Annotated in this window: 16 protein-coding genes; 15 read left to right on the forward strand and 1 reads right to left on the reverse strand. The window is 39.0% G+C overall.

Going from position 1 to position 21,741, the window contains the following annotated elements; all coding sequences use genetic code 11:
* The first annotated feature begins 274 nt into the window (after positions 1-274).
* From MT489_RS08475 to MT489_RS08510, 8 genes are read left to right on the forward strand one after another with little or no spacing between them, the layout of a single operon-like run.
* Positions 275-3,247, forward strand: coding sequence for an extracellular solute-binding protein (locus MT489_RS08475; RefSeq protein ID WP_244681099.1), 2,973 nt, complete (start codon positions 275-277; stop codon positions 3,245-3,247).
* Between the two features lie 14 nt (positions 3,248-3,261).
* A complete protein-coding gene (locus tag MT489_RS08480) occupies positions 3,262-4,236 on the forward strand; it encodes a carbohydrate ABC transporter permease (RefSeq protein ID WP_244681100.1) in 975 nt (324 codons plus the stop codon).
* A 3-nt stretch (positions 4,237-4,239) separates the two neighbouring features.
* On the forward strand, positions 4,240-5,103 hold the full coding sequence (locus tag MT489_RS08485; protein ID WP_244681101.1) for a carbohydrate ABC transporter permease: 864 nt from the start codon (positions 4,240-4,242) through the stop codon (positions 5,101-5,103).
* 21 nt (positions 5,104-5,124) lie between these two features.
* Positions 5,125-6,585 (forward strand): hypothetical protein, encoded by a 1,461-nt coding sequence (locus MT489_RS08490; protein ID WP_244681135.1) that lies wholly within the window; start codon positions 5,125-5,127, stop codon positions 6,583-6,585.
* Positions 6,582-7,196, forward strand: a complete 615-nt coding sequence (locus MT489_RS08495; RefSeq protein ID WP_244681102.1) for a YIP1 family protein — start codon at positions 6,582-6,584, stop codon at positions 7,194-7,196. Before MT489_RS08490 ends, MT489_RS08495 begins: the two co-directional genes overlap by 4 nt.
* A gap of 12 nt (positions 7,197-7,208) precedes the next feature.
* Positions 7,209-9,533 (forward strand): DUF5696 domain-containing protein, encoded by a 2,325-nt coding sequence (locus MT489_RS08500; RefSeq protein ID WP_244681103.1) that lies wholly within the window; start codon positions 7,209-7,211, stop codon positions 9,531-9,533.
* A gap of 14 nt (positions 9,534-9,547) precedes the next feature.
* On the forward strand, positions 9,548-10,387 hold the full coding sequence (locus tag MT489_RS08505; RefSeq protein ID WP_244681104.1) for a carbohydrate ABC transporter permease: 840 nt from the start codon (positions 9,548-9,550) through the stop codon (positions 10,385-10,387).
* An 18-nt stretch (positions 10,388-10,405) separates the two neighbouring features.
* On the forward strand, positions 10,406-11,389 hold the full coding sequence (locus tag MT489_RS08510) for a carbohydrate ABC transporter permease (RefSeq protein ID WP_244681105.1): 984 nt from the start codon (positions 10,406-10,408) through the stop codon (positions 11,387-11,389).
* Between the two features lie 252 nt (positions 11,390-11,641).
* Here the strand turns inward: MT489_RS08510 and MT489_RS08515 are convergent, their stop codons facing one another.
* Complete coding sequence (locus MT489_RS08515; RefSeq protein ID WP_244681106.1) at positions 11,642-12,247, reverse strand: YesL family protein; 606 nt, start codon at positions 12,245-12,247, stop codon at positions 11,642-11,644.
* A 265-nt stretch (positions 12,248-12,512) separates the two neighbouring features.
* Here MT489_RS08515 and araB point away from each other — a divergent pair, with 265 nt between their 5' ends.
* The 7 genes from araB to arfA all read left to right on the forward strand — a co-directional run bounded on the left by araB (position 12,513) and on the right by arfA (position 21,685).
* The gene (araB, locus tag MT489_RS08520) at positions 12,513-14,183 is read left to right on the forward strand and encodes a ribulokinase (RefSeq protein WP_244681107.1); all 1,671 of its coding nucleotides are present in this window, start codon (positions 12,513-12,515) and stop codon (positions 14,181-14,183) included.
* 16 nt (positions 14,184-14,199) lie between these two features.
* Positions 14,200-14,895, forward strand: coding sequence for an L-ribulose-5-phosphate 4-epimerase (araD, locus tag MT489_RS08525; protein WP_244681108.1), 696 nt, complete (start codon positions 14,200-14,202; stop codon positions 14,893-14,895).
* A gap of 295 nt (positions 14,896-15,190) precedes the next feature.
* Entirely contained in the window at positions 15,191-16,675 is a 1,485-nt protein-coding gene (gene araA, locus MT489_RS08530; RefSeq protein ID WP_244681109.1) for an L-arabinose isomerase, read from the forward strand.
* A gap of 94 nt (positions 16,676-16,769) precedes the next feature.
* The gene (locus MT489_RS08535; RefSeq protein ID WP_244681110.1) at positions 16,770-18,335 is read left to right on the forward strand and encodes a glycoside hydrolase family 43 protein; all 1,566 of its coding nucleotides are present in this window, start codon (positions 16,770-16,772) and stop codon (positions 18,333-18,335) included.
* Between the two features lie 39 nt (positions 18,336-18,374).
* Complete coding sequence (locus tag MT489_RS08540; protein ID WP_244681111.1) at positions 18,375-19,862, forward strand: alpha-N-arabinofuranosidase; 1,488 nt, start codon at positions 18,375-18,377, stop codon at positions 19,860-19,862.
* A gap of 11 nt (positions 19,863-19,873) precedes the next feature.
* Complete coding sequence (locus tag MT489_RS08545; RefSeq protein WP_244681112.1) at positions 19,874-20,134, forward strand: DUF6171 family protein; 261 nt, start codon at positions 19,874-19,876, stop codon at positions 20,132-20,134.
* Between the two features lie 45 nt (positions 20,135-20,179).
* A complete protein-coding gene (gene arfA / locus MT489_RS08550) occupies positions 20,180-21,685 on the forward strand; it encodes an arabinosylfuranosidase ArfA (RefSeq protein ID WP_244681113.1) in 1,506 nt (501 codons plus the stop codon).
* Positions 21,686-21,741 lie beyond the last annotated feature (56 nt).

Genomic DNA, 21,741 nt, shown 5'->3' on the forward strand with positions numbered 1-21,741 from the left:
AGTTTCAATTTTTAAAAGTAAAGAGATTTCTTATTAGTGTCTAGCTCAAGCAGTTGTCGACTAGCAAACTTCTTGAACTTTTCACTTGCGTAATCAACATCGACTTAATTCCTTGTCGTGTTTTCTTTATTGCAAGTCAAAGGTCGAAGAAGAAACGTCGACTATAAGCCGCAAGTCATGTGGCGACGTCGATAGACCCACATTCTAAAGGGATGTATATCGATATGCAAGGCACTTTCGTTTTTCCGATTAAACGAAACTGGGGGAGGCTTCCGTGAAACGATTGCTTCGAAAATATGCAGTTAGCATAACAGTTGTTGTTGTACTTATTGCATCGATTTTTATATGGAATCAATCCCGGGGTTATAATGACGCTGCGATGGCAATGATTCCAGAATATGATGATGTAGAGGAAAGATCTATTTTAGCCGATGAAGATATACAAAGTAAGTTAGAACCGTCCTTTTTTGAATATTATGATAATCATAATCAAACAGGAGCGTCTGACTCCAATGGTTTTGAAGTAGCGATTGCTTCAAGTGATTATTCCGCAATTAGTCAAGATAATGTTGAAATCAAAACGGGCCTAGGAGAACCATTTGACAAGGCTGTTGCACTTATAGACCAAAACGCTTGGGCAGAGTATACCTTTACCGTTCCTGAAGATGGCTATTACCAAATGGGCATGAGTTATTATGCACTTCCTGGTAAAAGAGCAGCGGTTGTCAGGAGTATGCAAATTGATGGAAAGTATCCGTTTTTCCAAGCTAAAAAACTTACATTCCAAAGAATGTGGAAAGAAAAAGATGAGACATGGTTTGATAATCAAGGAAACGAATTTAATCCTAGCCGTGAAGAAGTGCATGGTTGGCAATATAAGGAGATTCGAGATTCTGAAGCGAAGATTACAGAACCTCTTCGTTTTTATTTAACGAAGGGTGAGCATACCCTTCGAATAGAAGCTGTACGTGAACCGGCTGCCATTGGTGAGATCCGCATCTTTTCGCCAATTCATTATCCTACATATGATGAAGTGGTGCAGACATATAAAGAGAAGGGATACAAAGAAACAAAAGGTGTACAAGTTAAAATCCAGGCGGAGCATGCAATACTTCGATCTGACCCTACTTTGAAACGGATTGAAGATCGGGAGCCAATTACTGAACCTTTTAATCCAAAAGCGATTGCTTTAAATACATTCGGTGGTGATGGATGGAGAAATGGGGAACAGTGGGCTGAATGGGAGTTCGAAGTGCCTGAAAGTGGTTTGTACAATATTGGGATGCGATATGGCCAATGGTATTTAAATGGAATTCCAACTCAAAGAAAAATCACCATTGATGACAAGGTGCCGTTTCAGGAAATGAATGGAGTTCTTTTTCCTTACAAGCAAGAGTTCCAAATAATGAAATTAGGCAATAAAGATGAAGAATTTTTATATTATTTAGAAAAAGGTAAACATACGATTCGGATGGAAGTGCAGGTTGGTAGTCTTGGAGAAATGATGGAAGCCGTCAGGGTGACAACGAATAAACTGTCACTTCTATATCGAGAGGTTATTCGTGTTACAGGTACAAGTCCGGACCCAAATGCTGATTGGAATTTAGAAAACAATATTACGAACCTAGTGCCGCGATTACACTTATTAGCAACGAATGTAAACGATGTCGTTGAGTCGTTATACGACTTAGGTGTTCAAAAAGGAAGCTCAGATATTAGTACTCTATTAGAAGTTCGCGATACGTTGATCAGTATGGCTGAAAATACAGATACTATCCCGGCAAGATTAGAGTCAATAAACAATCTTCAAGCTTCTCTTGGTACATGGGTAAATAGCATGAGCCAGCAGAGTTTGCTGCTCGATTATATTTTAGTTCAGTCTCCTGATCAAAAGTGGCTGAAACCAGCTGCTCCATGGTACGTACGAGCAGGAACAAGTGTTAGAGATTTAGGCTATTCCTTTACGAAAGATTATAGTGGGATCGGTAATCTTTATGAAGATGAAGAAACTCTTGACGTATGGATTGCACGCGGGCGCGATTGGGTGCAGATCATTAAACAAATGATTGATGAGGATTTCACGACTGAGACTGGAATTAAGGTTAATGTTAACGTCGTTCCGGCTGGACAAATGCAAGTATTGCTTCTAGCGAACACTGCAGGTCTTGCACCGGATGTTGCGCTTGGTGTTGAAGGAGAAACGCCTATTGACTTCGCTGTTCGTAATGCGCTGGTAAATTTAAATGATTATCCTGACTATGAAGAAGTTGCGAGTCGTTTCAGACCAGGTGCCCTCATTCCATATAAATACAATGATGGTGATTATGCCCTTCCTGAAAACCAAAACTTCTATATGCTCTTTTACCGGAAAGATATTATGGAAGAGCTTGGGATTACAGAAGATGAAATACCAGATACCTGGGAAGAGGTTATGCAGCTAATTCCGACCTTGCAACAAAACGGAATGGACTTTTTCTATCCGCATGCTCCGAATGATACGAAGCTTGCCATCAATGAATTTGCGCCGTTTTTATTCCAGCATGGCGGAGATCTATATGATGAAAAAGGGATGGTCTCGAAGCTTGATTCTCCAGAAGCATTAAAAGCGATGGAAATGTGGACGGAGCTTTTCACGAATTACAAGATTGAAAAGCAAGCAGATTTCTATAACCGTTTCCGTTCAGGTGAAATGCCTATCGGAGTTGCAGACTATTCAACGTATATATTGTTATCTACCGCTGCACCTGAATTAACTGGGTGGTGGGGTATGAAGCCTATGCCTGGTCTTAAACAGGAAGATGGAAGGATCAATCGTTCAACTGGTGGACTTGGTCAGACAGGGATCATTTTTAAAGATTCAAAAATGAAAGAGGAAGCCTGGCAGTTTTTAAAATGGTGGACAGGCGCTGATGCACAGGAAAGGTTCGGTTCGGAACTAGAAGCTCTCCTTGGCGTTGAAGCTCGTTGGAACACTGCGAATGTTGAAGCATTGAATAGACTTCCTTGGGAACAAAAAGATTTAGAGGCCATATTAGAACAATGGGAATGGTTTAGGGAGCGGGAAGTCGTGATCGGCGGCTACTATACAACCCGTCATATTGCAAATATGTGGAATGAAATTGTCTTAAATGGAAAGGTGACCCGTGAAGCGGTCGAAGAAGGAGTGCGAGAAATCAACAAGGAACTCCGGAAAAAACGTGAGGAATTCGGTTTGGAAACATCTGACACCGATCGCCTTGATGAATAAGGGGGCGCACAGGAATGGCTATGGAATCAACAACAACTGTAAAAAATGAGGCTCCGATTGCTACGACATCGGGTCCTCCCCTTCCTATGGGGAAATGGAAAAAACTTTGGTTGGATATGAAAAGAAACCGTATTTCCTATTTATTATTAGCTCCGTTTCTTATCGTATTTACGATGTTTACGATCATTCCAATCATCACATCGATTATTTTAAGTTTCTCCTATTACAACATTGTGGAAGCGCCAAGGTTCGTTGGGCTTTCCAATTACAAGCTATTATTTGTCGATGATGATATTTTCTTAAAAGCTGTAGGGATTACGCTTAAATTTGCCTTTGTTACAGGACCGCTTGGTTATGTTTTAGCGTTTTTACTAGCTTGGCTAATTAGTCAAATCCCTCAAAAATATCGCTTTTTTTACACACTTTGCTTTTATACACCGTCCATCACAAGTGCGGTTGCTATGTCTGTCGTGTGGCTATATCTATTTGCTGGTGACCGAAAAGGGTTGTTTAATCACTATTTGATTCAAATTGGGATTTTAAAAGAACCGTATTTATTTTTACAAAATGTTGAATCGATTGTACCTGTTATCATCATCGTTTCGTTATGGAGTAGTATGGGAATCGGCTTCCTTGCGTTCCTTGCAGGGTTACAAAATGTTCCGCAAGATCTATACGAAGCGGGGAAAATTGATGGAGTTAGATATCGTTGGCAGGAATTATGGTATATCACGCTTCCATCTGTAAAACCACAGTTATTATTCGGAGCAGTTATGCAAGTCGTGTTCTCACTCCAAGTATTTGATGTAAGTATGCAGCTTGTCGGTATGCCAAGTCCTTTATATGCCGGGCATACGATTCTAGCTCACTTATATGACTATGCATTTATTCGCTTTGAAATGGGTTACGCTTCAGCGATTGCTGTCATTCTATTTTTGATGATGCTCGGGTTAAATAGACTTATTTTTAGAGTGTTAGGGAGGGAATAGGGGATGAGAGCTACGGTTTCCCGAAAAAGGACAGATTGGGGAGGGGTTTTTCTTTATATATTCCTTACCATCTTTGGTTTATTGATGCTTGCGCCACTCGTATACATGGCTTCAACATCTGTTAAACCGATTAGTGAATTATTCTTGTTCCCGCCAAGGTTTTTCCCGATTAATCCTACTTTAATGAATTTCAGGGATTTACTTTTAATTACTGGGACATCTTTTGTACCATTTTCTCGCTATATTTTTAATAGTGTATTAATAACAGCTGGTATTGTATTTTTTGGAGTTGTCATATCTGCTATGGCGGCATATCCACTAGCTAAACATGAAATGCCATTTAAAAGTACAATTTTTAATTTGATTGTAACGGCATTGATGTTTTCATCTATGGTATTGCAAATTCCTCAATATTTACTTGTTAGTAAGTCAGGGCTTATGAATACGTATTTTGCGATGATTCTTCCATACTTGGCTGCGCCAATTGGCATTTTCTTAATGATTCAATTCCTTAAACAAATGCCAGATTCTTTAATTGAGTCTGCAAGAATTGAAGGGGCTTCTGAATGGACGATTCTTTGGAAAATTGTATTCCCATTACTGAAGCCCGCAGTGGCAACTTTTGCTCTTTTTAGCTTCGTCCAAGCGTGGAATGATCCATATCCTTCGATGATGTATACGACGAGAGAAGAGTTGAAAGCATTACCATTTGCCATTCAATCAATCAGTGGTGGAGCTGGAGTCATTGCACGTGTAGGAACCTTTGCTGCAGCTAGTTTTTTAATGGTTGTACCTACCATTATCGTCTTTACGATTACACAACGAATGGTATTGCAAACGATGGCTCACTCGGGCCTGAAAGAGTAGGGGGGAGAACATTTGAAGACAATGAAAAGACTTTGCGCAATTATAGCAACTGTCATGATGATGTTGGTTTTGCCAATGGAAGGCATGGCGGAAACCCCCTACGAAGGTTATATATGGAATACTGAGGGAAGAGATGTTCATTCCATTAATGGATATGTGTATCATGACTCAATTGATGGCGCATTCTTGCCTACAGGGGTTTTTAATAATCCGGAAGATATTTTCATCGCAAACGATGACACTATCTATATAACTGACACAGGAAATAATCGTATTGTGCATTTGGATCAAGATTATGAAGTGATAAAAGTGATTGGTGACCAAGACGGACCAGGAAAACTAAATGGTCCAAAAGGTGTATTCATTAAGGAAGATGGAACAGTTTACGTTGCCGACACGAAAAATCAACGCATTGCCATATTTGATCAAAATGGAAAGTACGAACGAGAGCTTACCGCACCAACAAGCACGTTATTAGGGAAAAAGTTCTCCTATTCTCCTTCTAAGCTTGTTGTTGATAAGCGTGATTATTTATATGTCGTTAGTGAAGGAAACACAAAAGGATTAATGCAAATTAATAATAAAGGTGAATTTAAAGGCTTTTTCGGAACGAATGAAGTTGGATTTAATTTATGGCGTTTTCTCGCACGCCTCATTGCCACTGACGAGCAAAAAGCGAAAATGAGGTCCGTACAGCCTTTAGCATTTTCAAATTTAGCACAAGATGAAGATGGATTTATTTATACAACGACGTTAGGAACAGATGAAAATCAAATTAAAAGGCTATCTCCTGTCGGGGTTGATACGTTAAATCCTTCTGCGAAGAAATACGGCGACTTGCTTAGTTATGGAGGAAATATAGAAATCTCTGCATTTATCGATCTGACTGTAAATGAAGATGGTTTAATTACGGCGTTGAATTTACAGACTAGCAGAATATACCAATATGATAAGCTAGGAAATCTTTTATTCGTATTTGGGGGAACCGGGGAACAAAATGGGGTTTTTACGACTCCTTCAAGTATCGACCAAGACTCTGAAGGGATTTTATATGTAGTGGATAAAGGTAGAAATCGCATTGATTTATTTAGAACGACACCTTTTGCTGACCTTGTCCATACTGCTTCCAAATTATATGTAGACGGACAATATGAAGATGCGAAAGAAATATGGGAAGAAGTCATCCATTTAAATGGTAATTATGATATTGCTTACCATGCAATCGGAAAGGCCCTTTATAAGTCGGAAAAATATAAAGAGGCGATGGATTACTTTAAAAAGGCTAGTTCCCGTACAGATTACTCTGCATCCTTCCGAGAATATCGAGTTGAATATGTTCGTGAACATTTTGCATGGTTTTTTGGAGGAGTCATCGCGTTATTCATAATCCTTCGTTTTGGAATTCCGCGTTTGATTAAGCTTATTCGCCAAGGTCGTAAGGAAAGACGAACGGCTCTTGAAGGAGAGGTGGATGCAAAGTGAATACTGTACAGATGATGCGCCAAGTATTGTTTAAACCGCTGGACTTCTTTTACGACATCCAAGAACCAAATCGCTTGAAATGGTCACAAGGATTTATCCTTATTTTAATGGCGTTTATTGCAAGAATGGTATCTCTTTTACTAGTTGGCTACCATTTTGAAGCGAGAGAGCCTTATCAAATTTCCTATTTTCATGAATTTATTTGGATTCTTGTTCCTTGGATAACTTGGTGTCTTGCTAATTGGAGTGTCAGTACGATTTTAGATGGTGAAGGGAAATTTAAAGAGCTCTTTGTTGGCAGTGCTTTCTGTCTTGTCCCTTATATCATTTTTATCATTCCCATTACATTAATGACGAATGTACTAGCTCTAAGTGAAGAATCGTTTTATAACTCTGCAACGGTGTTAATCTTATGTTGGGTAGGATTATTAATATTAATCAAAGTAAAAGTTTTGCATGATTTTGAACTTGGAAAGCTTATCTTGATTACTTTTTTTACACTGCTGGGTATGGCAATTATTTGGTTCATCGGCATCTTATTATACGGGCTTATCAACCAATTTATTAGTTTCTTCTTGGATCTATTTAAAGAAATACGATTCAGGCTGTAGGGGGTGGGAAATTTGTTCCAATACGAAAAGATTAGTCGGAAAAACATATTTATCTTCTTCATCTGCACGATGTTAATCTTTAGTTTGTTTCCACAAGGAATTTTTGCGGAAGACGCTGAAAATGACGCAGCTACTGAAGCAAATAGTGAAGAAAAGGAAACAGGTTCGGATGGCGAGAATGCTGAAGCCGCTCCACCTAAAGAAATCGTCATTGTTGAAACAGGAGAATTGTATCCGATAACTGCAACAAAAAAGGTTGCTGAGAATTCATCATTAGAGCTTTACATAGATGAAGTGAACGGGAATATTAGGGTTGTTAACAAAAAGTCAGGAAAAGAATGGCTAGGTGCACCACAAGTCGATAAAGGCATTCTACCTAATAATAAAGCGTTCATTGATGCACCTGTTCACATTGAATATACAGATGGATCGAGTATTTCTCAAACATATACGCTAAAGGACAAGGAAAATGAAATTGAAACGTCACCTATCGAAAATGGAGTACGAGTTGACTTTACAATTAAGGAAATAAAGGTCAATTTTGCACTGGAATATACATTGACAGAAGATGGATTTGAAGTAACGATTCCGGATGAATCCGTAAAAGAATCTGGAACAGTCAGACTTACAAGCTTAGATGTTTTGCCGTTTTTTCATGCAGCAGATCGGAAGGTTGATGGGGAAGTATTTGTTCCGGACGGTTCAGGCGCGTTAATGAAAGTTAAAGAGAAGCATCCCCAATATTTTAAGGGATATTCGGAACCTGTATACGGTCCCGACCCCACCTTTGCAATAGAGCTTGGGGACGTGATGGCACAAGGTTTTACGAGAGGTGCAGCCCCTAAAGAAAAAATTGCACTTCCTGTATTCGGTATTCATCAAGAGGATACTGGATTTTTAGGAATCATTACAAAAGGGGATGAAACGGCTAATATTACGGCAACTCCTTCTGGAATCAGAAATATTCCACTTTATCGAGCGGGAGCAAAGTTTTTTTACAGAAAGCAAGATGTTATGTTCATCGGTTCTTCTGGAATTATTCCGTTGTTCCAGAGTCAAAGAATTTCTGGCGATAAGAGAGTTAAATATATTCTCTTAGAAGGCGAAGGGTCCAATTACGTTGGGATGGCACATGCTTATCGAGATTATTTAATAAAAGAATCAGGAATGAAAAAGTTAGTTGAAAAAGAGACTCCTTTATTTATCGAGCTTGTCGGTGGAATTTTGCGTGATGAAATTATCGGAAAAACCTTTATTGATTTGACGACTTTTGAACAGGCAAAAAGGATAATAGATGATTACGCAGATAAGGGCATTAATTCTTTAGCCATTACGTTCAAAGGCTGGTCGAAAAAAGGATTGTACGGCAATCAACCAGACCATTTTCCTGTAGAACGAAAGCTTGGCGGAAAGAAGGATCTCGAGGATTTAGCGTACTACGCTAAGAAAATGGGCGTAACGTTAAATTTAGATGTAAATTATGTCCGACCTTTTCAAGATAGCAAGGGGCTGACTCCTAGGAAAGAAGGAGTCAGAGGAATTGATCGTGATGTCACGAAGAATCCAAACTACCGTGTATCTAGTAGACTCGGTCATAACCAGCAGTTGTTTTATTTATTGAAACCGAAAAAATCATCTGAGTATGCTTTAAAGGAAGCTTCCGCCTATCAAGACCTCGGTATTTCGGGAGTTCATTTAAGTCATGTAGGTAATTTGCTTTATACCGATTTAGATACAAAAAATCCGTCCAGTAGAGAAGATATGAAAGACATCTGGATTAATACTATTGATCAATATAAAGATTATGTTGATCGTATTTCAGTAGATTACGGATTTGGGTATTTATTAGGTCGTATCGATGAGATTCATCAAATACCAATGGACTCTAGTAACTTCGTATATTTAGATGAGACAGTACCGTTTTACCAAATCGTAATTCATGGGGTAATTCCTTATACTGGAAAGCCATCCAATTTGCGAAATGATGGGAAAGTCGAATTTTTAAAGGCGATTGAATATGGTGCTGGTCCTAGCTTTGAGCTTACGTATAAACCGACAGATCATCTAAAACGAACAATGGAGGACAGGTTATTCAGTTCAGATTATGCATACTGGTTTAATCGATCTGTAGAGGAATATGAAGAATTTAGAAAGCTTGAAGAAAGTATCGGCGGAGAATTGATTACAAATCATGAACAACTTGCAAAAAACGTCTATAAAACTACTTATGAAAATGGGACGCAAGTGATTGTCAATTATAATCGCAAAGCAAAATCAGTAGATGGCCATACAATTGAAGGGCAAAACTACACGGTCATTGAAGGAGGGAGAAAATAACCATGAGGCTTTCAATGAAAACAAGACACATCCTTGAAGGGTATTCATTTGTAGGACCATGGATTATTGGATTTTTCCTATTTATGGCCGTGCCACTTGGAAGATCATTTTATTACTCTTTAAATAACTTAAAACCAACAAAACAAGGGCTGCAAGCAACATATGTCGGTTTGAAAAATTACCGTGACGCTTTCACGACGGACGTTAAATTTTTTCCTTTGTTGCTAGAAACGATGAAGGACATGTTGACGCAAGTTCCGCTCATCCTCATATTTGCGATGTTTTGTGCCATTTTGCTGAATCGAAATGCGTTTGGAAGAACCTTTTTCAGAGGAATTTTCTTCTTGCCTGTCATTATCGCATCTGGTGCAGCACTTCGAAAGTTAATGGAGCAAGGAGCAGCATCACTGCCGATTTTTTATCAATTTGAATTGTACCGGCAACTGAATGCTTTTATTCCGGAAGAGGTTCTCGATCCGCTATTAAAATACGCGGATGCCCTTACACTTGTTATGTGGGATTCGGGTGTACAAATCTTAATCTTTTTGGCCGGCCTACAGACGATATCTCCCTCGTTATATGAAGCAGCCAAAATTGATGGAGCAACAGAGTGGGAAGTGTTTTGGAAAATTACATTTCCAATGCTGATACCGATGATTTTTGTTAACACACTCTATAGTATCGTGAACTCGTTTACGAAACCGGATAATGGAGTTATGAATCATTTGTTAAATGTGGTATTCGTATCGAATAACTACTCATATGGTTCCGCTATTGGCTGGCTATATTTTATCTTTATATTTATTGTGCTGGGCATCGTATTCCTTTTATTCCGCAGAGGGTTGACTAATTAGAGAGGGGGTAGACTTTAGATGGAATTGCCAATCATTCGTTCAGTTCAAACTCTTACAAAAAAAGTGGATAATGACAAAAAGGCATTGTTAATGAGACGAACAAAGTCGATTGTTGGAAATACCTTTTATTACGTATTGTTATTTAGCTTGTCATTTGTATTCGTCTATCCGCTTCTTTATATGATTTCCCAGTCCTTCATGCGCCCCGCGGATGTGGCGGATGCGACTGTACAATGGCTTCCGAAAGTATTAACGTTCCAAAATTATGTGGAAGCATTTAAGTCAATTAATTATTGGAATGGACTATTGAATAGTATGTGGATTTCCTTCGGAAGCGCCATTTTACAAATAATAAGCTGTTCCTTTATCGGGTATGGTTTTGCCCGCTATAAATTTCCTTTAAAAGGGTTGTGGCTTGCGCTGCTTGTGTTTACGTTTTTAGTGCCACCACAAACAATTGTCGTTCCTCTCTATATCTTTTTCAGTGATTTAGGGTGGATCAATACGTTGTTTCCGTTTATCTTTCCTGCACTCTTTGGTTTTGGATTAAAAGGAGCGTTATTCGTCCTTATATTCATCCAATTTTATCTTAATTTGCCAAAAGTATTGGAAGAAGCAGCAAAAATTGATGGAGCAGGTCCGTTTCGAACATATTGGACCATTATGTTTCCGCTTGCCAAACCAGCAATGGTCGTAGTGTTCCTATTCTCAGTCGTTTGGAACTGGAATGACGTGTTCCAGCCGAATATGTATTTACTCGTACCTGATTACTTCAACTTGGCTCAAAATTTGTCAACGTTTAACGGAAATGCGAATGCACAAGGGGTTAACCAAATGCAACAAATGGTCTCTGCCTCAGATGCATTTGGTTTAACACCGACCTTATTAAACCAAATCATGGCAGCCGTTATGCTCACAATCCTGCCAATCGTCATCCTTTACCTATTCGTACAAAGAGCATTTGTTGAAGGAATTGAACGCTCAGGAATTTCAGGGGAGTAAAAAGAAAAGCGGAAGCGCCTTGCCCATCGACGTATAAACTTCAGATCCTTCGACTGAGATAAAGGAAACACGACGAGGAACGAGTCGATGTTGACTTATCGTAGGGAGGAGGATAGGAAGTTTACTAGTCGATAGGCGCTGCAGCTGGACAAAGAAAAGCGGAAGGTGCTTGATCAGGGGCGACAAGCAAATGTTCTGAGACGCAAAAAGTCTGCTCTTTGACTACACAATAAGAAAGAGGAATGACGACTGTCATTCCTCTATTCTTAACTTTTCTATTTTTGTAAATGCACGATTGCAGAGTGAAAAATTGATATTCGCCCAGAGACTAAAAATGATTAAGCATGTGACAGGAAGATACAGCAAAATGAGTAAGAATAGGACTCCTAGAATAATAATTAGTAACGTTGTAGGAAAATAGACAAGTGATACGATAAATGAATTTTTTAATACATCTCTTAACCTTATTTGATAATGAGTCATAACCGGAAATAAAAAGGCACTCATAAATATAAAAATCAATCCAATAAAAAATAGCGGGACTAAAAGAAATGTCCGCCATTGCGAGTCTGCCTGGATGACATAAAAATAATCAATATAAAGAAGGAACGCAAAAGGAATCCATAATAATCCGATTGATAGACTTTGTTTAAAGTTTAGCTTAAATGAGCGTATGAATGGTTTTATCACCGTTGTTTCGTCTCTTAGTTTCCATTGTCTGATAACGCTGAACATGGCAGCGGTTGCAGGAAAGATTGTAATGACGGGTAGACAAGCTAAGATCCACAGTACATTTAAAATAAAAAGGTTCGAAATTTTATCTAACACGATGTAAATCCGGCTGTTTAGTATATTCATATTTTTCACCTATATTTTGAAGTTTCTGTGATTAAAATATCATACAATCTAGTAAAAAGAAAGAGTAGATAGTCGTACGAGTTATTAAAAGTGTAGTTAATTAAGTTTTTTAATGGTTTTCCATTGAAAAAAAGAAATAAGATGATAGAATCTAATTAAGGTTATGCGTACAAGTTTGGTATTTTTGTAGATTGTACGTATATACTATTTATTTTTGAATACGTTTAAGTGATAAATAATTTTATATTGAATAGGGTGATAAAAATTGGCGAAATATTCAATCGGGGTTGATTTCGGAACACTATCTGGTCGAGCGGTTCTTGTTGAAGTTGGCTCTGGAAGAGAAATAGCTACGGCTGTAAAGGAATACACACATGCTGTGATGGACGAATTTTTACCTGATGGAACAACCAAGCTTGAGGATGATTGGGCTCTACAGCATCCGAATGATTATTTAGAAGTGTTAGAAATTACGATTCCACAAGTTTTAAAAGAGTCTGGTATTTCTGCAGATGATGTTATTGGAATTGGTATTGATTTTACTGCTTGTACGGTTCTGCCTATTAAATCGGATGGTACTCCACTTTGTATGATGGAAGAATTTAAGGGACACCCTCATAGCTATGTGAAGTTATGGAAACACCATGCTGCACAGGATGAAGCAAATCGCTTGAATCAGATTGCTGAGGAACGAGGAGAAGAATTTTTAAAGCGATACGGCGGCAAGATTTCTTCGGAATGGATGATACCTAAAGTATGGCAAATTTTAAACGAGGCGCCAGAAATTTATGAAGCGGCTGACCAAATTGTTGAAGCGACCGACTGGGTCATTTCACAGATGACAGGAGAAATTAGAAGAAATAGTTGTACGGCTGGGTATAAGGCCATTTGGCACAAGCAAGAAGGCTATCCTTCGAAGGAATTTTTTAAAGCGCTTAATCCGCGATTAGAAAATGTAGTGGAAGACAAGCTTTCAAATGACATTTACTCCATTGGTTCAAAGGCTGGGGAAGTTACTGAAAAAGCTTCTAGCTTAATAGGTTTGAATCCAGGAACAGCTGTTGCTGTGGCAAATGTTGATGCTCATGTTTCGATCCCAGCGGTTGGAATTACGGAACCAGGAAAATTACTGATGATTATGGGAACGTCTACATGTCACGTGCTGCTTGGTGAAGAAGAAAAAATTGTACCGGGAATGTGCGGAGTAGTTGAGGATGGAGTTATTCCAGGATTTATGGGTTATGAAGCAGGTCAATCATGTGTTGGTGATCATTTCGAATGGTTTATAGAGAATTGTGTTCCAACAAGCTATTACGATGAAGCAAAAGAAAAAGGAGTTAACATTCACGCATTACTTACGGAGAAAGCTGGAAATCTCAAAGTAGGTGAGAGTGGTCTTTTAGCTTTGGACTGGTGGAATGGAAATAGATCGACTCTTGTAGATGCTGATTTAACTGGAGTTTTACTAGGAGCGACACTCTTAACAAAGCCTGAAGAAATGTACCGAGCGCTCATTGAAGCAACCGCTTACGGGACTCGTGTTATAGTCGAGGCATTTAGAAACAACGGTGTTCCGGTAGACGAAGTTTACGCGTGCGGAGGCATTGCCGAAAAAAATACACTTATGATGCAAATTTATTCTGATGTCTTAAATACAGAAATTAAAATATCAGCTTCATCGCAAACACCTGCATTAGGATCCGCAATGTTCGGTGCAGTTGCTGCAGGTAAGGAACGTGGCGGCTACGACAGTATTGAAGACGCTGCGAAGGAAATGGGACGAATCAAAGATGAAACATATAAACCAATCGCAGAGAATGTAAATGTGTATGACATGATTTATGCGGAATACGAAAGACTCTACGATTATTTCGGTCGCGGGGAAAATAACGTCATGAAAAGATTGAAGGATATCAAACAAAACGCCTCTAATTGAACAGGGGGAAATAATCATGCTTGAAACATTAAAGCAAGAAGTATTAGAAGCAAATTTACAACTTCCAGCACATGGATTAGTCACATTTACATGGGGAAATGTAAGCGGAATTGATCGAGAAAGTGGACTTGTTGTCATCAAACCGAGCGGAGTAGCCTATTCGGAAATGAAGCTAGACGATCTCGTTGTTGTTGATTTGGATGGGAAGATTGTGGCAGGGACTCTCCGACCATCATCCGACACACCGACACATCTTGCATTATACAAGGCTTTCCCTGAAATAGGTGGTGTTGTTCACACTCATTCACCTTGGGCAACGAGCTGGGCACAAGCAGGCCGTCCGATTCCAGCGTTTGGCACAACCCATGCAGATTATTATTATGGTGAAATTCCAGTAACACGTGGATTAACTCAAAAGGAAATTGAAGAAGCCTATGAACTAGAAACAGGCAATGTCATTATTGAGACTTTCCGCAATTTAGACATTGATCCAACAGCAATGCCAGGGGTCCTTGTTTCAGGACATGCTCCTTTTAACTGGGGGAAAAATGCGGATGAAGCAGTGCATAACGCAGTCGTATTAGAAGAAGTTGCAAAAATGGCATTCCACACAATTCAATTAAACTCTAAGGTAGGTGCGATGGACCAATTCTTACTTGATAAACATTACTTGCGCAAACACGGTCCAGGTGCATATTACGGGCAGAAGTAAGCAGATGCACGAGTGCAATAAGCAACGAGAATTATAGGATTTACAAAACGTCTAATAGAGTTGTGAAATCATCTAATAGAATTGCAAAACGTCTAATAGAGTCATGAAAGCATCTAATAGGATTAACAATACATCTAATAGACCAATAAAATCAGCTAATAGATTATCAAACATCTATCAGATCAGAAATTGTTAAGGTTTTAAAGTTAATTGGTGAGATCTAAAAAAGATTTGGTGATATTTTTAAATGAATTTTTGAAACAAGCACTCACACATACTAGAAAGGGTGAAGTATATGTTAAAAACTAGAGACTATGAGTTTTGGTTTGTTACTGGGAGTCAGTTGCTTTACGGTGAGGATGTTCTTGTACAAGTTGAGGAGCACTCAAAAACAATGGCTGCTGGTATTGATAGTGATGACTCAGTTCCTTACAAAGTAGTTTTTAAATCAGTAGTAAAGGAGTCTGATGCGATTCGTAGATTGTTTTTAGAGGCAAATGCAGATGAAAAATGCGCAGGTATTATTACGTGGATGCACACTTTTTCACCAGCAAAAATGTGGATCGCTGGGTTAAAAGCATTGAAAAAACCACTTCTCCACTTACATACGCAATACAATCGTGATATTCCTTGGGATAGTATTGATATGGATTTTATGAACTTAAATCAGTCTGCGCACGGTGACCGTGAATATGGTTTTATCGGTGCAAGAATGAATGTAACTCGAAAAGTGGTTGTTGGGCACTGGGAAAGCGAAGATGTGCGTAAGCGTATTGGCGGATGGATGGGGACTGCGGTTGCTTTTAATGAAAGTCAGAACTTGAAGGTCGCTCGTTTTGGAGACAATATGCGCCAAGTGGCTGTTACTGAAGGTGACAAGGTAGAAGCTCAGATTCAACTAGGTTGGACTGTGAATGGTTATGGGATTGGTGATTTAGTAGAGAGAATCAACTCAGTAACTGAACAACAAGTAGATGAACTTATGACGATGTATGAAGATCAGTACAATATTGACGAAGAAGGCAAGCAAGAAGGTTCAATTCGAGATGCTATTCGTTACCAAGCTAAAATTGAAATTGCGTTGAAATCATTTTTAGAGGATGGCGGATATACAGCATTTACTACGACATTTGAAGATTTGCATGGAATGAAGCAACTTCCTGGTCTTGCCGTTCAGCGTTTAATGGAACAAGGCTATGGATTTGCTGGTGAAGGAGACTGGAAAACAGCAGCTCTCGTACGCTTAATGAAAATCGTTGCAAACGGAAAAGGCACTTCCTTTATGGAGGATTACACATACCATTTTGAGCCAGGTAATGAAATGGTTCTTGGATCCCATATGCTAGAAGTTTGCCCAACGATTGCCGAGACAAAACCAACAATAGAAGTGCATCCACTCGGAATTGGTGATAGAGAAGATCCGGCTCGATTTGTGTTCAATGGAGCGAGTGGGCATGCAGTGAATGCGTCAATCATTGACTTAGGACATCGTTTCCGATTAGTGATTAACGAAGTAGATGCTGTAAAAGTAGAAAAAGAAATGCCTAAGTTACCAGTTGCTCGTGTTCTTTGGAAGCCGCAACCATCTCTTAGCCAAGGGGCTGAAAATTGGATTATGGCTGGTGGGGCCCATCACTCGGGCTTCTCGTACATCGTTACACCTGAGCAATTAAAGGATCTGGCTGAGCTACTTGGAATCGAATCTGTTTTAATTAACAACGAAACAAATACACATGCATTCCAAAATGAGCTTCGATGGAATGACCTTTTGTATAAATAATGTCCATGAAGAAGTAAAAAGTAACCAGAATAATATGTTCCATTCCCCAGATTAAAGTTATCTATCAAATATATTGGAGGTGAGGGTATTAAGTATGGAAAAACAAGCTTATCAGAGTGTCAAGGTAAATATCGAAAATCCAATTATCTGGGCGGATGTACCCGACATCGATGTCATTAGAGTTGGCGATGCTTATTACATGTCGAGTACGACGATGCATATGAATCCGGGAGTTCCCGTTATGAAATCTAGTGATCTTATTCAATGGGAAATCGTTAATTACGTATATGATATTTTGGAAGAAAATGATGAACAACTCCTGAACAATGGCAAAAATGAGTATGGATTAGGATCTTGGGCAAGTAGTCTTCGATTTCATAACGATACTTTCTATTTGGCAGTAGCTTCCTTTAGTGCCGACAAAACGTTTATTTTTCAAACAGATAATATTGAGAATGGTAAATGGAAAAAATCATCTCTTAATGGTGTATATCATGACATGTCCCTGCTTTTTGACGAGGGACATGTATACATGATTTATGGTGGCGGCGATATTAAGGTGATTGAACTTACTTCCGATGCCACTGCGATAAAAGATGGCGGGCTCAATAAAGTCATTATCCCGAATGCTAGCTTGATTGCAGGGCCGAATGTTGGGTTGCCTGCTGAAGGAGCCCATATTCAAAAGATTAATGGAATGTATTATGTCTTTCTCATTACTTGGCCAAAGGGAGAAGGGCGCACGCAATTAATGTTTAGATCAGACAGCATTGACGGTGTATATGAAGGCAGAATCGCTTTAGATGACGCAGGTATTGCACAAGGTGGGATAGTGGATACGTTCGATGGAGATTGGTATGCGATGTTATTTCAGGATTGTGGGGCAGTAGGGCGAACACCTTTCATCGTTCCTGTTGAATGGGAAGATGGCTGGCCAATACATAAAAATATTCATGACGTAAAACATGGTTCCTCAAATAGAGTCATACCAGCCATTGTATCGTCAGATGAGTTTGATCAAGCATTAGAGAAGCAAAATCCTACGTATCTAGCAAATATTGAAGTTTTACAAGATAAAGGATTAAAACTCCCACTTGTATGGCAGTGGAACCATAACCCAGATCCTGCATTGTGGTCATTGTCGGAACGACCAGGTTATTTAAGACTTAAAAATGGAAGATTAAGCGACAGCCTCCTTGATACTAGAAACGTATTAACCCAAAGAACATTTGGACCAGAATGTTCAGGTCAAGTTGCTTTAGAGATTAACCATATGAAAGACGGGGACTTGGCGGGACTTGCGGCATTACAAGAAAACTATGGATTTGTTGGTGTCAAAGCAACTAGTAATGAAAAGTGTATCGTGATGGTTTTGGGCAATTCCAAACAAGAACAAGAAATAGAAATAATTCCTATCACAAGTAATCGAGTCTATTTTAAAGTAGATTTTGATTTTAAAAATATGATAGATCAAGCTTATTTCTATTACAGTCTGAATGAAGTGGAATGGCATTCGATTGGAAAGCCTCTACAGATGAAATATACGATCCCGCATTTTATGGGATATCGATTTGCATTATTTAATTATGCAACGAAAACGAGTAATGGATTCGTTGATTTTGATTATTTCCGTGTGAATGAAACAATCATTGAGAAATGAAATACTTTAAAACAAAATGTTTTCGAAAAGGAGAAATCAATGGGAAACAACGTCATTATTAACGCAGATGTAGAAAAAGCGAAAATTAATAAAAATATTTACGGTCATTTTGCTGAGCATTTGGGCAGAGGGATATACGAAGGTATTTGGGTGGGAGAGGATTCTCCGATTCCGAATACGAATGGAATACGAGAAGACGTGCTTGAAGCTTTGAAAAATTTAAACATCCCCGTTTTACGTTGGCCGGGCGGCTGCTTTGCAGATGAATATCATTGGAAAGATGGGATTGGTCCGCGTGAAAATCGAAAACGCATGATCAACACGCACTGGGGTGGAGTTGTAGAAAATAATCACTTCGGAACACATGAGTTTATGATGCTTTGTGAAATGCTTGAAACGGAACCGTATATTTGCGGAAATGTTGGAAGCGGTACCGTACAAGAAATGTCTGAATGGGTTGAATATATGACATTTGATGGGGAATCCCCAATGGCTAATTTGCGTAAAGAAAATGGCCGCGATGAGCCTTGGAAATTGAAATATTTTGGTGTTGGAAATGAAAACTGGGGTTGCGGAGGTAATATGCGCCCAGAATATTATGCAGATCTATACCGCCGTTATCAGACGTATGTACGTAATTACGGAGATAACCGAATTTATAAGATTGCGGGCGGGGCAAATGTTGCAGACTATAATTGGACAGAAGTGTTAATGAAGAATGCACATTGGATGATGGATGGACTAAGCCTTCATTATTACACTATCCCGGGTGAATTTTGGACGGGTAAAGGGTCAGCAACGGATTTCCCTGAAAGTGAATGGTTTACGACATTGAAGAAAGCACTTCATATGGATACGCTCATCAGGAATCATAGCACAATAATGGACAAATATGATCCGGCGAAAAGAGTCGGCTTGATTATCGACGAATGGGGCACATGGTATGATCCTGAACCAGGTACAAACCCAGGTTTCCTTTATCAGCAAAATACGATTCGTGATGCTCTTGTAGCAGGAATCCATTTTAATATTTTCCACGCTCATGCGGATCGTGTCCAAATGGCAAATATCGCCCAAACGATTAACGTATTACAGGCAATGATCTTAACTGAAGGCGAGAAGATGCTTCTAACGCCGACATATCATGTATTTGAAATGTTTAAGGTTCATCATGACGCTTCATTATTAGCTGTTGATTCGTCCTTTGGTAATTATGAACTTGACGGAGAGGCTTTACCACAAGTTACGGTTTCTGCTTCAAAAGATGCCGATGGAAAAATTCATATAAGTTTATGTAATCTAGACCATCAAAACCAATCAGATGTTGATATCGATCTACGTGGATTCGATTTGTCTTCAGCAACTATAAAGGGACGAATTTTAACGACGGATCAAATGAATGCCCATAACACATTCGAGCAGCCTGAAAATGTAAAACCAGTTGAATTTACGAATGCTAAAAAAGAAGGACAATCCTTATCTGTCACATTGCCTCCAATGTCTGTCGTTGTATTGGCAGTAGAATAAGAGAGCGTTAGATGAGTATTTGTAAAGGCTGTACCCATAGTGTCATTGTCTCAAAGGAAGTATTGCAAGAACTAATACAGGATGCTGAAAAAGATGGAAGAAAAATTGTTTCAGAAGACGTATTTGAAAAACGACTCAACATGTGTAAAAGCTGTCCTTCCCTACAATATGAAACAACTTGTATGCATAGCGGAAGTCTTATTCACTACAGAGCAAGGCTGAAAGAAAGCACTTGTCCATATCCACAAGGTTCAAAATGGCTCGGGGCGTGAAGCGCGCCCACGAGTCTTGCAAGTAAAAAAGAGAGGATGAAAAAAATGAGTACTAAAAAGGCAAGTATGATTGTTGAAAAGGATTTTAAAGTGTCAGAGGTAGATAAGCGAATATATGGTTCTTTCGTAGAGCATCTTGGACGAGCTGTTTATGGGGGAATTTATGAGCCAGATCATCCAGAGGCTGATGAAAATGGTTTTCGTAAGGATGTTATTGAACTTGTAAAAGAAATAGATGTTCCATTAATTCGTTACCCAGGTGGAAACTTTGTATCCGGTTATAACTGGGAGGATGGTGTTGGACCGAAAGAAGATCGCCCTCGCCGTTTAGAGCTTGCATGGCGTACGATTGAAACGAATGAACTTGGTACAAATGAATTCGTTGATTGGGCAAAGCTTGTAAATGCAGAAGTGAACATGGCAGTTAATCTAGGAACGAGGGGAATAGAAGAAGCTAGGAACCTACTTGAATACTGTAATCATCCATCAGGTACATACTACAGTGATTTGCGTATTTCTCATGGCTACAAAGAGCCTCATAAAATTAAAACATGGTGTCTCGGAAATGAAATGGACGGTCCATGGCAAATTGGTCATAAAACGGCACATGAATACGGAAGATTAGCAAATGAAACCGCGAAGGTAATGAAGCTTGTCGATCCGTCGATCGAGTTAGTCGCTTGCGGAAGCTCGCATCGTAAAATGCCTACATTTGCGGATTGGGAAGCAACTGTTCTCGACCATACGTATGAAAACGTTGAATTTATTTCCCTTCACCAATACTATGGTAATCGTTCCAACGATGTAGCCAATTATCTTGCTTTGCCACTTGAAATGGATGATTTTATTAAATCCGTTATTTCAATTGCCGACTATATTAAAGCTAAAAAACATAGCAAAAAGACAATTAACCTTTCATTCGACGAGTGGAATGTTTGGTATCATTCCAATGCAGCTGACCGTAAAATCGAGCCTTGGACAATTGCACCGCCTCAACTTGAAGATATTTATAATTTCGAAGATGCTTTACTAGTAGGATCAATGCTCATTACTCTATTAAAGCATGCGGACCGTGTAAAAATTGCTTGTATGGCTCAACTTGTCAATGTTATTGCGCCAATCATGACGGAAACTGGCGGTCCTGCTTGGAAACAAACAATCTTCTATCCGTATATGCATGCATCTAAATATGGAAGAGGTGTTGTATTGAATCCTATCGTATCTAGTCCGAAATATGATAGTAAAGATTTTACAGATGTTCCTGTTCTTGATACGACAGCCGTATATAACGAAGAAAATGAAGAACTTACGATATTTGCTGTTAACCGTGACCTTGATGATCGATTATTACTAGAATGTGATATTCGTAACTTTGAAGGTTATAAAGTTGTAGAGCATATCGTTCTTGAAAATGATGATTTAAAACAAGTCAATACCGCAACTTCCCAAGCAGTTGCTCCTCACAATAATGGCGATGCGACTAATGATAATGGTCGAGTAACAGCTACCCTGCCAAAACTGTCTTGGAACGTTATTCGTTTGAAAAAATAATCTTGCAAAGGGAGGAGGAATTCCTCCTCCTTTTATATAACTTCTCCAGTCATATC

Origin of the sequence: Lederbergia wuyishanensis, from assembly GCF_022900255.1 — a bacterium.
In the GTDB taxonomy this organism is placed as follows: Bacteria; Bacillota; Bacilli; order Bacillales; family Bacillaceae_C; genus Lederbergia; species Lederbergia wuyishanensis.

Bases quoted from the DNA above. Each gene is read 5' to 3' on its own strand.
- MT489_RS08480 (WP_244681100.1), top strand. From the start codon at position 3,262: ATGGCTATGGAATCAACAACAACTGTAAAAAATGAGGCTCCGATTGCT.
- MT489_RS08485 (WP_244681101.1), top strand. From the start codon at position 4,240: ATGAGAGCTACGGTTTCCCGAAAAAGGACAGATTGGGGAGGGGTTTTT.
- MT489_RS08490 (WP_244681135.1), top strand. From the start codon at position 5,125: ATGAAAAGACTTTGCGCAATTATAGCAACTGTCATGATGATGTTGGTT.
- MT489_RS08505 (WP_244681104.1), top strand. From the start codon at position 9,548: ATGAAAACAAGACACATCCTTGAAGGGTATTCATTTGTAGGACCATGG.
- MT489_RS08510 (WP_244681105.1), top strand. From the start codon at position 10,406: ATGGAATTGCCAATCATTCGTTCAGTTCAAACTCTTACAAAAAAAGTG.
- MT489_RS08515 (WP_244681106.1), bottom strand. From the start codon at position 12,247: ATGAATATACTAAACAGCCGGATTTACATCGTGTTAGATAAAATTTCG.
- araD (WP_244681108.1), top strand. From the start codon at position 14,200: ATGCTTGAAACATTAAAGCAAGAAGTATTAGAAGCAAATTTACAACTT.
- araA (WP_244681109.1), top strand. From the start codon at position 15,191: ATGTTAAAAACTAGAGACTATGAGTTTTGGTTTGTTACTGGGAGTCAG.
- MT489_RS08535 (WP_244681110.1), top strand. From the start codon at position 16,770: ATGGAAAAACAAGCTTATCAGAGTGTCAAGGTAAATATCGAAAATCCA.
- MT489_RS08540 (WP_244681111.1), top strand. From the start codon at position 18,375: ATGGGAAACAACGTCATTATTAACGCAGATGTAGAAAAAGCGAAAATT.
- MT489_RS08545 (WP_244681112.1), top strand. From the start codon at position 19,874: ATGAGTATTTGTAAAGGCTGTACCCATAGTGTCATTGTCTCAAAGGAA.
- arfA (WP_244681113.1), top strand. From the start codon at position 20,180: ATGAGTACTAAAAAGGCAAGTATGATTGTTGAAAAGGATTTTAAAGTG.